Annotated in this window: 13 protein-coding genes; 9 read left to right on the top strand and 4 right to left on the bottom strand. The window is 70.9% G+C overall.

Going from position 1 to position 14,686, the window contains the following annotated elements:
* Positions 1 to 216: 216 nt before the first annotated feature.
* Entirely contained in the window at positions 217 to 1,125 is a 909-nt protein-coding gene (locus ACLJQE_RS03540) for a TIGR03564 family F420-dependent LLM class oxidoreductase (RefSeq protein ID WP_410637460.1), read from the top strand.
* Here the strand turns inward: ACLJQE_RS03540 and ACLJQE_RS03535 are convergent.
* Positions 1,106 to 2,740 (bottom strand): cation:proton antiporter, encoded by a 1,635-nt coding sequence (locus tag ACLJQE_RS03535; RefSeq protein WP_410637459.1) that lies wholly within the window; start codon positions 2,738 to 2,740, stop codon positions 1,106 to 1,108. The two genes, ACLJQE_RS03540 and ACLJQE_RS03535, sit on opposite strands and share 20 nt — an antisense overlap.
* A 148-nt stretch (positions 2,741 to 2,888) precedes the next feature.
* On the opposite strand from ACLJQE_RS03535, the gene ACLJQE_RS03530 reads away from it, so the two are divergent.
* Positions 2,889 to 4,163: an MFS transporter gene (locus tag ACLJQE_RS03530; RefSeq protein WP_410637458.1), complete on the top strand. Its 1,275-nt coding sequence runs from the start codon at positions 2,889 to 2,891 to the stop codon at positions 4,161 to 4,163.
* On the opposite strand, the gene ACLJQE_RS03525 is transcribed toward ACLJQE_RS03530, so the two are convergent.
* From ACLJQE_RS03525 to ACLJQE_RS03515, 3 genes are all read right to left on the bottom strand, one after another.
* On the bottom strand, positions 4,090 to 5,628 hold the full coding sequence (locus ACLJQE_RS03525; protein ID WP_410637457.1) for an amino acid permease: 1,539 nt from the start codon (positions 5,626 to 5,628) through the stop codon (positions 4,090 to 4,092). The genes ACLJQE_RS03530 and ACLJQE_RS03525 overlap by 74 nt on opposite strands.
* 71 nt (positions 5,629 to 5,699) lie before the next feature.
* Entirely contained in the window at positions 5,700 to 6,620 is a 921-nt protein-coding gene (locus tag ACLJQE_RS03520; protein WP_410637456.1) for a serine hydrolase domain-containing protein, read from the bottom strand.
* A 40-nt stretch (positions 6,621 to 6,660) separates the two neighbouring features.
* Positions 6,661 to 7,812, bottom strand: a complete 1,152-nt coding sequence (locus tag ACLJQE_RS03515) for a glycerophosphodiester phosphodiesterase (protein ID WP_410637455.1) — start codon at positions 7,810 to 7,812, stop codon at positions 6,661 to 6,663.
* Positions 7,813 to 8,308: 496 nt separating this feature from the next.
* On the opposite strand from ACLJQE_RS03515, the gene purD reads away from it, so the two are divergent.
* The 7 genes from purD (at position 8,309) to ACLJQE_RS03480 (ending at position 14,678) form a co-directional block, all read left to right on the top strand.
* Positions 8,309 to 9,583 (top strand): phosphoribosylamine--glycine ligase, encoded by a 1,275-nt coding sequence (purD, locus tag ACLJQE_RS03510; protein WP_410637454.1) that lies wholly within the window; start codon positions 8,309 to 8,311, stop codon positions 9,581 to 9,583.
* Between the two features lie 222 nt (positions 9,584 to 9,805).
* Positions 9,806 to 10,147 carry a hypothetical protein gene (locus ACLJQE_RS03505; protein WP_410637453.1) on the top strand — a complete coding sequence of 114 codons (342 nt, stop codon included), beginning with the start codon at positions 9,806 to 9,808 and terminating at the stop codon, positions 10,145 to 10,147.
* Between the two features lie 16 nt (positions 10,148 to 10,163).
* Complete coding sequence (locus tag ACLJQE_RS03500) at positions 10,164 to 10,730, top strand: DUF3558 domain-containing protein (protein WP_410638300.1); 567 nt, start codon at positions 10,164 to 10,166, stop codon at positions 10,728 to 10,730.
* A 9-nt stretch (positions 10,731 to 10,739) separates the two neighbouring features.
* Positions 10,740 to 12,326 carry a hypothetical protein gene (locus ACLJQE_RS03495; RefSeq protein ID WP_410637452.1) on the top strand — a complete coding sequence of 529 codons (1,587 nt, stop codon included), beginning with the start codon at positions 10,740 to 10,742 and terminating at the stop codon, positions 12,324 to 12,326.
* Between the two features lie 2 nt (positions 12,327 to 12,328).
* The gene (locus ACLJQE_RS03490; protein WP_410637451.1) at positions 12,329 to 13,087 is read left to right on the top strand and encodes an ESX secretion-associated protein EspG; all 759 of its coding nucleotides are present in this window, start codon (positions 12,329 to 12,331) and stop codon (positions 13,085 to 13,087) included.
* Positions 13,088 to 13,220: 133 nt separating this feature from the next.
* Positions 13,221 to 13,532, top strand: coding sequence for a hypothetical protein (locus tag ACLJQE_RS03485; RefSeq protein WP_410637450.1), 312 nt, complete (start codon positions 13,221 to 13,223; stop codon positions 13,530 to 13,532).
* A gap of 15 nt (positions 13,533 to 13,547) precedes the next feature.
* Positions 13,548 to 14,678 (top strand): transglycosylase SLT domain-containing protein, encoded by a 1,131-nt coding sequence (locus ACLJQE_RS03480; RefSeq protein WP_410637449.1) that lies wholly within the window; start codon positions 13,548 to 13,550, stop codon positions 14,676 to 14,678.
* Positions 14,679 to 14,686 lie beyond the last annotated feature (8 nt).

Raw genomic sequence — 14,686 nt, 5'->3', positions numbered from 1 at the left:
CGATCCTGTACAGCCGCACTGACACCTTCGGCATCGCCGGGTGCGGTGCCGGCGGCGCGCACGGAGGGGCGAGGGGGCTCGCCGTGCGCGCCGCCGGGAGGGTGAAAAGCCCACGCTCTTCGTCATCACGTCCATGATGAGATCTTTCGAAGTTGGCCGGTTTCCCGCTCTCTGGGAAGCCCGAAACCGGCCGGCGCCCCTCGCTAACTTGGGGTCATGACCATCGGAGTCGCGCTGCCGTCCGGTGACACGGACTCGGCACCGAACCTCGTCGAAGAACTCATCACCCAGACCCGGCAAGCCGCCGAGGCCGGGCTGAAATCCGTCTGGTTCTCCCAGCTGCCCCACGGCCAGGACGCCATCGCGATCGCCGCGCTCGCCGGGCGGGAAGTGCCCGGGATCGAGGTCGGCACCTCCGTCGTGCCCACCTATCCGCGGCACCCGCTGCTGGTCGCGAGCGCCGCGCAAACCGCGCAGGCCGCCACCGGGGGGCGGTTCACGCTCGGGATCGGGCTCGGCGCGAAGAGCTTCCTCGGCCCCCTTTACGGCCTCGACTACCCGCCGCCGATCCGGCACCTGCGCGAGTACCTGACCGTTCTCCGGCAGGCCTTCGCCGGGGAAGCCGTCGACTTCGACGGCGAGACCGTACTGGCGCACTCGATCGGTCCGTCCACTGTGGCCGGTGGCGGGGACGTGCCGGTCGTCGTCGCCGCCATGGGGCCGCAGGCCCTGGCCGTCACCGGTGAGCTCGCCGACGGCACCCTCCCGTACCTCGCCGGGCCGAGAGCGCTTTCCGAGCGGATCGTCCCGGCCTTTCCCGCGGGGAAGCGGATCATCGCCGCCGTCCCGGCCGTCGTCACCGACGATCCCGACGCCGTCCGCGCGCTGGCCGTCGAGCAGATGGCCTTCTACGGGCAGATTCCGTCGTACCGGAAGATCCTCGACGCGGAAGGCGTGGACCACCCCGCCGAGCTGGCCCTGATCGGTGACGAAAAGACCGTCGCGCGGGGCATCCAGCGCTACTACGACGCCGGCGCCACCGACGTCGTCCTCACCCAGGCCGGGATCCGCTCCGCCGAGGAGCGCCTGCGGACCTGGGCGGCGCTCAGCCCGACCGGTTCGTGAGGGTCGCCGACACCGAAAGTTCCTCCAGATCCAGCTCCCGCAGCACTTTCTGCAGCACTTCGTCGTCGAGGCGGCCCGCGCGGTTCTCCTCGATCATCGCCTTGCGCTGGGTGATCAGCAGTTCGCGCCGGGCCTTCGCGAACTGGGCCTGCGGGCTGCCCGAATGGTCCTCGCCGGACAGCGTGATCGCCGCCTTGGCGAACCGGTAGCGCATGTCGATCAGCCGTTCCAGGCGCTCCTTCAGGTGGGCGATGCGCTCCGGTGGCAGGTCCAGGGCGGCGAGCCGCTCGTGACCGATCTCGCGCAGCCGTTCGTGCGCGGCCTGCTTCGCGACTTCGCGCGCGGCCAGTTCTTCGGCTTCGTCGCGGGCGGCCTCGTCCGGGTCCTCGACCTTCAGGGCCCGGATCAGCGGCGGCAGCGTCAGCCCCTGGAGCAGCACCGTGCCGATGGCCACGGTGAACGCGAACAGCTGGATCTCCGCGCGGCCGGGGGTGCCCGCCGGGACGCCGGCCGCCGCGGCGAGCGTCACCACGCCGCGCATGCCCGTCCACGAGACCACCGCCAGCACCCGCCACGACGGTGCCGCGCGGCCGCGGCCGAACAGCCGCATCGCGCGCGGCAGGTACGCGGAGACGAACACCGCCGGGATCCGGACCAGCACCGTCACCGCCAGCACGGCGGCCGCGACCAGCGCCAGTGTGCTGTTGTCGCGGGCCGCGTGCTGGGCGCCGTCCAGCACGAACGGCAGCTGCAGCCCCATCAGCGCGAACACCAGCGCTTCCAGCAGGACGTCGATCGACGCCCACACCGATCTGTCCTGCATGCGGGTCGCGGGTGAGGCGTACAGCGAGCGGTGGCCGAGGTAGAGGCCGGCCGCGACGACGGCGAGCACGCCGGACCCGCTGAAGTCGTCGCCGAAGGGGTGCAGGTGCTCGGCGGTGACGTACGCGGCGAACGGCACGATGATCCCGAACGCCGACTCCATCAGCGGGTCGTCGAGCAGCCGCCGGATCAGCACCACGACCGCGCCGATCGCGAGGCCGGTCGCGATGCCCAGCACGGTCGCCACGCCGAACACCGCGAACCCGTGCCCGGCCGAGCCCGCGGTGCCCGCGACCGCGGCGAGTGCGACCTTGTACAGCGTCAGCGCGGCGGCGTCGTTGACCAGGCTCTCCCCGGTCAGCACGGCCATCATCCGCCGGGGCAGGCCGAGCTTGCGCCCGATCGCCACCGCCGTCACCGCGTCCGGCGGAGCCACGACCGCGCCGAGGACCAGCGCCGACGCGAACGGCAGGTCCGGCAGCAGGAGGTGCACCACGACGGCGACGACCACGGCGGTCACGGCCACCAGCACCACGCCGAGCGTGATGATCGGCCGCAGAGCCGTCTTGAAGTGCGTCAGCGAGCTCTCGAGCGACGTCGAGTAGAGCAGCGGCGGCAGCACCACGGTGAGGATCAGCTCCGGCTCGAGCTCCAGCCGGGGCACACCGGGGATCAGGGCGACGCCGAGCGCGACGACCACCACCAGCAGGGGCGCGGACAGGTTGTAGCGCCGCGCGACCGCGGTCAGCGCCAGCGAGCCGGCGAGCACGCCCATCAGCGTCAAAAGTTCCACTCGCCGCATCTTTCCGCAGGTCGCACGGCCTTGCTCGGCTTCCGTTCAGCGGAAAAGCGCTGGATTGTACCGGATCCCACATGCATACTTGTTCGCAATGCGCACACCTGTGCGGAAGACGTGCACCGACGCACCTCCGGAGGTTCTGATGTCCCCTGGCACCCGCGGCTGGGTCGTGCCCCTGGCCTGGACAGCCGTCCTGCTCGACGGGTTCGACCTGGTCGTGCTCGGCACCGTGCTGCCGGTGCTGCTGCGCGGCCACGTCTGGGGCCTGACGCCGGCCACGGCGTCGGTCGTGTCGACCGTCGGGCTCGCCGGGATGATGCTGGGCGGGCTGGCGATCGGCACGGTCACCGACGTCATCGGCCGCCGGAAATCCCTGATCATCTCCGTGACGCTGTTCTCCCTGTGCACGCTGCTGTGCGCCTTCGCGCCGTCGACGTTCGTCTTCGGGCTGCTGCGGTTCATCGCCGGGCTCGGCCTCGGCGGCTGCCTGCCGACGGCGATCACGCTCGTCACGGAGTACGCGCGCCAGGGCAGGTCCGGCAGCGCGACGACCACCGTGATGACCGGCTACCACGTCGGCGCGGTGCTGACCGCGTTGCTGGGCATCGTGCTGATCTCGCCGCTGGGCTGGCGCGCGATGTTCGTCGCCGGCGCGCTGCCCGCCGTCGTGCTGGTTCCGCTGATGCTGAAGTACCTGCCGGAGTCCGAGACGTTCGAGCGGGTCCGCGAGACCGAGCGGTCGGCCGGGCACGCCGTCGCCGGGCTGTTCCGCGGCGGCCTGCTGCGCGCGACGATCGCGTTCTGGGTCACCTCGTTCATGGGCCTGCTGCTGGTCTACGGGCTGAACACGTGGCTGCCGGAGATCATGCGCCAGGCCGGGTACCCGCTGGGCGCCGCGCTGAGCCTGCTGCTGACGCTGAACGTCGGGGGCATTGTGGGCCTGCTCGTCGCGGGCCGGGTCGCCGACCGCGTCGGCATCCGCCCGTCGGCGATCGCCTGGTTCTGCGCGGGCGCGGTGTTCCTCGCCCTGCTGAGCGTGAAGCTGCCCGCCGTCGGGCTGTATGCGGCGGTGTTCCTCACCGGCTGCTTCGTGTTCAGCGCCCAGGTGCTGGTGTACGCCTACATCGGCCGGCTCTACCCGGACGCGATCCGCGCGACCGGCCTCGGCTGGTCGGCGGGCATCGGCCGCATCGGCGCGATCTCGGGCCCCATCCTCGGCGGCGCACTGCTGACGGCGGGAATCGCGTACCCATGGGGTTTCTACGCATTCGCACTGGTCGGCGCCCTGGGCGCGGCGGCCGTGGCGGTGGTCCGCCCCGGCCGCCACGCGCCGTCACCGGAGGTCAGCCCAGTTCCTTCAGTTCCTGTTCCACCGCGGCCAGTTCCGCCTCGGAACCCTGGACCTTCGGCCCCGTGAACCACTTGCGGGCCGAGATCACCCACCACAGGCCGGCCCCACCCAGCACCACGAGGAAGGCGATCGGCGTGTAGTTGAACGAATCGGCCGTCACCGGCGAAACCTGCGGCAGCATGAAGAGCACGAAGATCAGCGCGACCCACACGGTCGCGATGATGCCGATCGGCTTGCCCCAGCGGCCGAGCGTCCACGGTCCCGGCTCGAACGAGTCGCCGCGGCGGACGCGCAGGAACACCGGGATCACGTACGCCACGTACAGCCCGACCACGGCGATCGACGTCACCGCGGCGTAGGCCGTCGCGCTCCACAGGTACGGCAGGGCCAGCACCAGTGCGCCGCCCGCGGCGAGCCACACGGCGTTGGTCGGCGTCTGCGTCCGCTTGTTGATCTTGTGCCAGAAGCCCGAACCCGGGATCGCGCCGTCGCGGGCGAACGCGTAGATCATCCGCGAGTTCGCCGTCACCGAGGCCATGCCGCAGAACAGCTGGGCGCCGATGCAGATCAGCAACAGGAACTTGCCGGTGACCGCGCCGGTCGCGTCGATGAAGATCTGCGCGGGCGGGACGCCGGTGGCCGAGCCGACCGCGCCGTCGTAGTCCTGGATGGCGAAGGTCAGGCCGATCAGCAGGATCCAGCCGGCGACGAGGGAGACGACGATCGACATGACGATGCCGCGCGGCCCGGCCGTCGCCGCGCTCTTCGTCTCCTCGGTCATGTGCGCGGAGGCGTCGTAGCCGGTCAGCGTGTACTGCGCGACCAGCAACCCCAGTGCGAAGACGTAGAACGTCGAGCCCCAGCCCGTTTGGTTGACGAAGCTGCCGAAGACGAACGACGCGTCCTGGTGCTTGGCCGGCACGAACACCAGCACGCCGACGATCACCAGCACGCCGATCAGGTGCCACCACACGCTGACGTTGTTGAGGATCGCCACGATCCGGACGCCGAAGGTGTTCAGCAGGCCGTGCACCACGAGGATGATCGCGAGCAGCAGGATCGTGTGCCCCGGCGTCGCTTCGAAGCCGAACTGCAGGTCGAGGAACGCGTTGAGGAACAGCGCCGCCCCGAAGTCGATGCCCGCGGTGACCGCGATCTGGCCGATGAGGTTGAACCAGCCGGTGAACCACGACCACGCGGGGCCGGACTTGTTCGGCGCCAGCTTCGCGGCCCAGTAGTACAGCCCGCCGGCGGTCGGGTAGCTGGAGCAGACCTCGGCCATGCCGAGCCCGACCAGGATCACGAACACCCCGACCAGCGGCCAGCCCCAGATCATCGCGGCCGGGCCCCCGGTCTTCATGCCGAAGCCGTAGAGCGTGAGGCAGCCGGAGAGGATCGAAATGATCGTGAAGGAGACGGCGAAGTTCGAGAACGCCGACATCGTCCGTTTGAGCTCTTGGGCGTATCCCAGCTGGTGTAGCCGGGCGGCGTCGTCGTCGGGGGGAGTGGTCTGCTGGTCGGAAACGTCCATCGGGCACCTCTTGAAAGGTATGCGGCCAGACCATTGAATTTCGCCGAAGGTAGCCCCGGTCCCGGAGGGTGTCAAGCCTTCGTGAAGAACTCGTCCAGCCGCCGCAGCCGGGGCCCGCCACCTCGGTGGTCGTTCGAGATCAGGGTCGCGGTGAGCCCGGACGACGGCTGGTGCCTGCTCCAGAACGTGACGCCGTGGTCGCCGCCCTCCAGGTGCACCACACCCGGCCGCGGCAGCCGGAAGCCGAGCCCGTAGCCGTCCGTGTGCGGGCGCAGCATCCGGTCCACCCACTCGCGCGGCACGATCCGGCCGTCGAGCAGCGCGGGCCAGAACTTCCGGAAATCCGGCGCGGAGCTGTAGATCCCGCCGTCGCCGTGCCCCACCACGGGCAGGCTGAACACGTTGGTGCGGCCGTCTTCGAGGTAGCCGGTGGCCGTCCGGGCGGGCAGCGCGTCCGAGCGGAGGAACGCCGTGTCCGTCATCCCGGCGGGCCCGCAGACCCGGTCGTGGACGAGCTCGGTGAAAGGTATGCCCGCGATCCGTTCGGCGATCAGGCCGAGGACGACGAACGCGCCGTTGTGGTAGCGGAACTCCTGGCCCGGCGGGGTCCTCTGCGGGAAACCGTCGAGCGCGGCGAGGTAGTCGGCCGACGTGGCGAGCAGGGGGTTCGGCGGTGGGTCGATCTCTTCGTCGCAGTAGTCGCCGATGCCGGAGGTGTGCGTCAGCAGGTGCTCGACGGTCACCCGGTCGTCGATCAGCGGCAGGTCGCCGCCGAGGACCTCCCGTGCGGTGGTCTCCAGCGCCAGCCGCCCCTCGGCGATCAGGCCGACGACGACCAGCGCGGTCAGGCCCTTCGTGCCGCTGGCGATCGCGAACCGGGTTTCGACGGTGTTTTCGACCCCGTGGGCGACGTGCGCGTACCCGGACGCCTCGGCGAGGAGCGTTTCGTCTCCGCGGCTGACGAGCACGACACCGGAAAAGGGCGCTTCCATGGACTCAGCGTCCACGGAAGCGCCCTTGACGGCAAAGCGATTACCGGCCGAGGAACGCGTGCAGCGACTCCAGCGCGGTGTCCGGCTGGTCGGCGAAGAAGCCGTCGACGCCGGCCTTGAGGAACGCCGTCTCCTCGGTGAAGACGTCACCGTAGGCGTCCGGCTCGGCCGACGAGCGCAGGTTCGCCGGCAGGAACGGGTTCTCGTTCCGGAAGGTGTACGGCTGCACCTTCAGGCCCGCCCGGTGCGCGTCCGCGACGAGCGCGGTCGGCCGGGTCAGGTTCCCGGCCGCGTCCAGGGGGATGATCTGCGCCTTCTCCGGCCCGAGGTACTTCGCGTACTTCGCGATCTCACGCAGCCCCTGCGGCGTCACGAGGTCCTTGTACGTCCGCGGGTCGCCCTTCGCGACGAGGTCCGCCGGGGCGCCGGTCGCCGAGGTCAGCTGCAGCAGCGGCGTCCGGACCTGCTTGTGCAGCGCGACCAGGTTCGACACCTCGAACGACTGGATGATCGCGGGCGCGTCCGGCCGGTCGAGGCCGTTGCGCTTCAGGATCGAGACCAGCTTCGGCTCGGTCGGGTTGCCGATGGACTGGAAGAACGTCGAGTGCTTGATCTCGGGGTAGGTGCCCAGCGTCCGGTGCAGCTCGCGGCCGAGGCGCCGGGTCAGGTCGAGCACCTCCTGGTAGGAGGCGATCTGGTAGCGGCCGTTGTAGAGCGTGTTGTGCGGCCGGTTCTGCGGGATCCGCTCGACCGCGCGCAGCGTCTTCAGCTCGGCCAGCGTGAAGTCCTGGGTGAACCACCCGGTCGTGCTGACCCCGTCGAGCACGACGGTCTTCTTCCGGTTCGCGAACTCGGGGTGCTTCGCGACGTCGGTGGTGCCGCCGATCTCGGGTTCGTGCCGGGCGACGAGCTGACCGTCCTTGGTGGGCACGAGGTCGACGTCGACCCAGTCGACGCCCATCCGGTAGGCGAGCTCGTAGGAGGCGAGGGTGTGCTCCGGCCGGTACCCGGGCGCGCCGCGGTGTCCGATGATCACGGGGTCATGGTGGCCCCGCCCGTGCGCGGCCGCATCGGCGGACCCGCTTCCGGCGGCACCCGGTTCGTCGGCACTGGCCGAACCGACCGCGACGCCGGTGACGCTCAGCAACGCGAGCCCGGCAAGTGCCAGCAAACCGACACGTCTGCGCTTCATCTGGTGACCTCTTTTCACTCAGGGTGTGCCCTGACTACTCGCGCCACCCTCGATGCCGCAAGCATCCGAACTACGTACCTGAGCGGTCGACACGGTAAACGGCACGTGGACTCCTGTTCGCGCGGTAGCCCGACCCTCGCTGGCCGTGTCCGGCCAGGTCGATCGCCAGGTGGCCCTTCGCGGCGACCGCGGGACGTCGGGGCTGTCGCGACGTTCAAAACCCGCTGCTGCACCCGGCTGATACCGGCGGCAGGGGCTACTCGGCCGACTTCGCCGGAAACCGCCCCTCGCCCGCCGGAAACCGCCCTCGCCCGCCGGGGGCGCCCCCCGGGTCCAGCGTATCGGCGACTTCCGACGAAACCTCCGGATCGCCGGGGCCGGAGGCCGAGTTGTCCACACCCGTGGAGACTTGTGGACAGGCCCGTCCGGCGCCGAGCCCCGGCCCCCGGCGACGGTGCGGTGTGCGCCGCGAACCCGGCCGGATACGCTGTGCGGCGTGCGCGTACTGGTAATCGGCTCCGGCGCCCGCGAGCATGCACTTGTCCTCGCGGCGTCCGGCGATCCCACCGTCACGGCTCTGGCCTGTGCGCCCGGCAACGCCGGGACGGCCGCGGTCGCCGAGCAGCTCGGTGTCGAAGCCGCCGATCCCGATGCGGTTGCCGGGCTCGCCAAGAGCTGGCAGGCCGACCTCGTCGTCGTCGGGCCCGAGGTGCCACTCGTCGCCGGCGTCGCCGATGCCGTGCGCAAGGCCGGCATCGCCTGCTTCGGCCCGTCCGCCGCCGCCGCGCGGATCGAAGGGTCGAAGGCCTTCGCGAAGGACGTCATGGCCGCCGCGAACGTGCCGACCGCGCGCTGCGAGGTCGTCGACAACCCGGCCCGCCTCGATGCCGCGCTCGCCCGCTTCGGCCCGACCTGGGTCGTCAAGGACGACGGACTGGCCGCCGGCAAGGGCGTTGTCGTCACGCCGGACATCGACGTCGCGCGCAAACACGCCATCATGCTGCTCGACGGCGGTCACCCGGTCCTCCTGGAGTCCTATTTGGACGGCCCGGAGGCGTCGCTGTTCTGCTTCGTCGACGGCAACACCGTCGTCCCGCTGCTGCCCGCGCAGGACTTCAAGCGCGTGGGCGACGACGACGCGGGCCCGAACACCGGCGGCATGGGTGCCTACGCGCCGCTGCCGTGGGCGCCCGAAAACCTGGTCGACGACTTGGTCGAGACGGTCGTCCAGCCGGTCGCCGACGAGCTGGTCAACCGCGGCGCGCCGTTCTCCGGCCTGCTCTACGCCGGCCTCGCGCTGACCTCCGATGGCCCGCAGGTCATCGAGTTCAACTGCCGCTTCGGCGACCCGGAGACGCAGGTCGTGCTGGCCCTGCTGCGCACGCCGATCGCCGGGCTCATGCACGCCACCGCCACCGGCAAGCTCGCCGAGCACCCGCCGCTGGAGTGGGCGGGCGGCGCCGCGGTCACCGTCGTCATCGCCGCCGACGGCTACCCGGGCAAGCCGCGGACCGGCGACATCATCACCGGGGCCGAGCTGGAAGGCGTCCTGCACGCCGGCACCCGCCGCCGTGACGACGGTGCCGTCGTCTCCTCCGGCGGCCGCGTGCTGTCGGTGGTCGGCACCGGCAAGACGCTCAAGTCGGCGCGCAAGCACGCGTACGAAACCGTCGAGAAGGTCCACCTCGCGGGCTCGCACCACCGCACGGACATCGCGCTGAAAGCGGCGAACGGCGAGGTCGGCGCCCCCTCGGCGAAACAGCGCGCCTGATTCCACGGATCGGGGGAACCGGCCGGGCCCGCTCTTCGTCCAAACTCAGGCTGCTACTACCTCCACGTTGGTAGCCTCGACGGGAGCCGGCCGGTCACTGTCCGTATGACGTCAGGGGAGCGCATGTCAGGACCCTCGTACGACGGCGTTGTTCCGGGGCTTCGCCCCGGGCCGGGGGCTCCGCCACCCGGACCCCCGCAAGACCTCAGTTCGGCCGTCCCGGTGGCGCCGGCGGCCGCGGACGTCCTGGTCCACCCGGACAAGCTCCTCGACGTCGCCCGGATCGTCGAAGAGCAGGCCAACGCCCTCGAAGACCAGCTGCTGACCAAGCTCGGCCAGCTGCGGATCGACGCGCCGTCCGCCGACGTGATCAGCACGCAGTCGGTCCAGGCCTGGAACACCCTGATCGCCGACGGCGACCGCTCCTACGCCGGCCAGGTCCGCGAGTACGTCGCCGGCCTCAAGCGCCTGGTCTCGCAGCTGCGCGAAGCCGCGAAGGACTACAAGATCAGCGAAGAGGAGAAGGCGGCGGTGTTCGGTGACCGCGGCAAGCACGGTGCGTAACCGGATCGCCGGAGGCGTGCTCGCGACGGCGGCGCTCGCCGGCTGCTCCGCGGGCACCGAAGGCACGCCGTACCCGGTCGAGACGGCCGCCACGGCCGCGTCGCAGAGCGCCAAGGCCGCCCAGCTGCCGCAGCGGCCGGCCGACCTGACGCTGCAGGGCGTCGACCTGTGCGAGATCTTCCCCCAGGTGCAGCTCGACGCGCTGAAGGTCACCAGCGTCCCGCGGATGGCTCCGGAACAGGACGGCCCGACCTGCGTGTTCGACGCCGACGGCGCCGAGCCGGTGCACTCCTACCACGTGCGGTCCGTCCCGGCGGATCTCGACCAGTGGATCACCGGGGCACGCAAGAAGAACAGCATGACCACCGAGCCGAAGACCATCGGTGGTCATCCGGCGCTGACGAACTACCGCGCGGCCGGCGACCCGGCCGACTGCGAAACGCTCGTCGGCGTCGCGAAGGGACAGACGCTCGCCGTCCAGACCTTCGCCATCACCCGCGGCCGGCTCACGCAGCCGCAGCTGTGCGACATGTCGGCCCACGCCGCCGACCTGGCGTTGCAGACCTTGAAAGCACGCAACTAGGGAGGGCGCGTGGAATTCTCCGAGCTCGCGGCCGGGATCCAGAACCACCGGTTCGACGGCTGGACCAACACCGCGATCGCCGACCAGATCACGCGGATGATCAACGGCGACGGCACCGGCAGCATCGGCACCGCCGTCGACGCGCTGAAGGCCGTCGCGACCGCGCTCGCCCACACCGACCAGACGCTGCGCGCGCAGCTGCTCGAACTCGGCGTCGAGTGGCAGAGCCAGGCCGGGGGCGCGGCCAGCCAGGTGTTCACCGAGCAGGCCGGCTTCTCCCAGGACGCCACGACGAAGGTCGCGCACGCCGCGGAAATGGTCTTCGAGCAGGGTGAGGCGTTCAACCGCACCAAGTACAAGCTGCCGGACGCCGAAACGGTCCGGAAGGGCGCGGGCGGCTTCACCCTCACCGACGGCCTGCTGATGAGCCTCATCGGCTTCGAGACCGACCACGCCCGGCAGGTCGAGGCCGCGAACGACGCCAAGGCCCAGGCGCAGCAGGCGTTGAACGAGTATGCCCAGCAGAGCGGCACGAACCTGCTCTCGACGCAGGCGCTGTCCGACCCGGAGTCGCTGAAGCTGGCCGCCCCCGGCGTGACGCCGGGCGTGCTGGACGTCGCGGGCGCCGCGGTCGCGGTGACGCCGGACGGCGGCGTGAAGCCGGCCTCGGACCAGGTCCGGTCGGTCCGCGTCGAGCCGCCGGTGGTGCAGCCGGTCTCCCACACCGTGCACGCCGATCCGCCGACCCCGGTCTACGGCGTCGCGGCCCAGCAGTCGTCCCGGCCCGCCCAGCAGCAGCCGCCGCGCCAGACCAGCTCGGCCGGCGCGGCCGGTGCTCCGCCCGCCCAGCACACGACGCCGAGTTCGACGACGCCGTCGGGCGCGAAGCCGCCGGCTTTCCAGCCCGGCCCGGGCTGGGTCCAGCCCCCGGGCCGCGGCACGTCCGGCGACCCGTCCGGCCGCTTCACCCCCGGCCCGGCGACCGGAGGCCAGGGCGAACCGTTCTGCCCGCCGGGTGCGCCCGGCGCGCAGCCGCCCGGCTCGGCCCCGGCGACGACGCCGATCAAGTCGCTCGGCGGCAGTGGCGGGGGGACACCCGGTGGCTCGACCGGCATCGACAGCTCCGCGAGCCGCGGCCCGGACGGGCTGCTGGCCAAGGGCCGCACGGTCGGCGCGATGCCGCAGGCCCCGCTCCAGCCCGGCCAGTACACGGGCGAACGCGGCTTCGTGGTGAAGCCCGGCGCGACCCCCGGCGACCTCGGTGCGGGCGCGGCGGCGATCGGCGCGGGCGTGGCCGGCGGCGCGTTGAGCGGCGACAAGGAACGTCAGCGGCGCGAGAAGGGCCAGCCTAAGGGCCCGGTGCGGCCGTTGCCGGTCGGCGAGCTGCCCGAGGAGGAAGCCGTCGCGCTGCGCAAGTCCGAGCAGATCAGCCCGAAGCAGAAGCCCGGCGAGACGAAGTACCTGTCCGAGGCGGCACCGCAGGAGGAGGACGCCGAGCACGTCCGCCGCTACGGCGTTGACGACCAGGACCTGTTCGCCGACCAGCGGATGGTGTCCCCCGACGTGCTCGGTGACCACGGCGGGGATGGTCGCTGACCGTGTCGCTCGTCCTGTCGGCCCTCGAGTTCGACGTGCTCTGGGAGTCCTTCGAACTGCCCCGGCGGCACGTCGCGCTGGACGTGCCGAGCGAAGGCACCACCCGCGCCGAGCGGCTCGAGCTGGTCGAGTCGGCGTGGGCGTCGCTGAGCGAGCGGCGCCTGGCCCGCAACCGGCGGGTGTCCGGCGAGCTGGCCGACCTGCTGCACCTGCTGGCGCGCCCGCAGTCCGCGCTGGATGTGTGGGTGTGGGCGGAACGCGAGATCCGTGGCCGCGCGGTCAGCCTGCGCGGCCACGCGGTGCTGGCGGTGGTGGACAACGGCGAGGTCTGGCTGATCCCGGCCACCGAGGACGGCCTGCCGGAGGCGGCGGTCTCGGTGGCGGGCGACCTCGGCCCGGGCATCGGCCAGACGGTCAGCCTTCCCTACGACGTCGTGAAATCCGCCGACGCGGCGGCGAAGGGTGACGCAAAGGCGCTGGTCACGGCGTTGGCCGACCGGGGGATACCGTTGTTCCAGGCCCAGGAGCTTTCGGGCATGCTGCTGGGCCAGGAGGCCCGCGGCCAGTTCGGCGCGGAACGCACCTCGCGCGACGGCGTGGTGCACCGCGCGGACCGGGTGGTGGCGTTCTTCGACACGGACGCGGGCCGCTACCTGTTCCAGGTGGGCCGCGACGGCGACGGCCGCGAGTGGGCCACGGTCACCCCGGCGGACAACGCCCTGCTGGCGACGAGGATCCGCGAACTGATGGCGGAGGCCTGATCCCCGCTGGGGGGAAGTTGGCGGAGATCCGTACCCGCGCTCCGGACGAAGTCATAAAGTAAGCGCGGGAACCGTCCTGGTCATGACGACGTCTGAACGGGCGGAGACAAGTTTCCGAAGGGGATGACGAACCGTGCCTGTCTACGACCCGGACTCGATGGCCATCGCGGCCGGCCAGGTGGAGAAGCTGAAGGACGAGTTCGAAAAGTCCAAGCAGAAGGTCACCGGCCTGGACCACGAGAAGGAAAGCCCCTTCGGCGGCATGGACGACACGGGCGACGCGCACGGCGCGGTCGGCAAGTTCAAGGACGGCGTGCACAACCAGTTCGACGCCGCGGGCAAGCACATGGAGGCGCTGGGGTTCGCCATGCGCAAGGCCGCCGGCCTGATCGCCGAGACCGACCAGGTCGGCGCGAGCGATCTCAAGCTGCACGTCGACAAATAAACAGGGGGCACCAGAGTGGGTCTGAACGGAGGCGGCGCCGGAACGCCGGACAACTGGGAAGCCTTCATGAAGAAGGTCGACCAGGTCGAAAAGGTCGATTTGGGAAAAATCACCGCGGCGGCCGCGCAATTCCGCGAGGCGGGCAAGAACGCCGGTGACCACAACGCTTCGCTGAAGAGCTCCACCGACGCACTGGACGCGAAGGTGTGGGCCGGTCCCGCGGCCGACGAGTTCTTCAAATACGTCCGCCAGGTCCGCGACGCGGGGACCAAGGTGCAGACCCACCTCGAGGATGTCGCCAAGGACCTCGACGACCTCGCGAAGACCCTCGACCAGATCAAGAAGAACGTCGGGGACAAGCAGCTCGCCGCGGAAAAGGCGGTCAACGAGCGCAACGCCACGGCCGAAACCCAGATCAACAACGCCTTGGCCGCGGCGAAGAAGGCCCACGACGAAGGCAAGCCGGCGCCCAGCCCCAGCGCCGACCAGATCCTGGCCACCGCCAAGACCGACATCCACAACATCACGGCCGGCTTCGACGGCGACGTCACCGGCCTGCAGACCCAGGCCGACACGGCGATCAAGGCGTCGCAGAAGCTGATGTCCCAGCAGATCGAGGGCGGCTACGACCAGGTCCCGCTGCCGAGCAGCTCGGCATCGGCCCCGAAGAGCACGGGCGGCATCCACAGCAACGGCTCCTCCCACGGCGGAGGCGGCGGCGGTGGGGGCGGCGGAGGCGGTGGCGGCGGCCTCGGCCCGAGCGGCGGCCCGCCTTCTTCACCGCCTCCGGGGAACGTCCAGCAGTGGATCCAGGAAGCCATGAAGGCACTGCAGGCGGCCGGAATTCCGGTGACGGAAGCGGACATTCCCAAGATTTGGGCGATTATTCAGCATGAATCGGGCGGAAATCCCAACGCTATAAACAACTGGGATTCCAATGCCGCCGCGGGGCACCCGTCCAAAGGGCTCATGCAGTGCATCGATTCGACGTTCAACGCCCACAAACTGCCCGGGCACGACAACATCTACAACCCGGTCGACAACATCATCGCCGGCGTGCGGTACTCCTTCGACCGGTACGGGAGCCTCGACAACGTGCCCGGCATCAAGGCCATGGCCCACGGTGGTGCCTACCGCGGCTACTAGCCTGGCCC

The sequence above is a fragment of the Amycolatopsis sp. lyj-346 genome, from assembly GCF_046548975.1.
Lineage (GTDB): Bacteria > Actinomycetota > Actinomycetes > Mycobacteriales > Pseudonocardiaceae > Amycolatopsis.
This window is presented reverse-complemented; position numbering and strand designations above follow the sequence as displayed.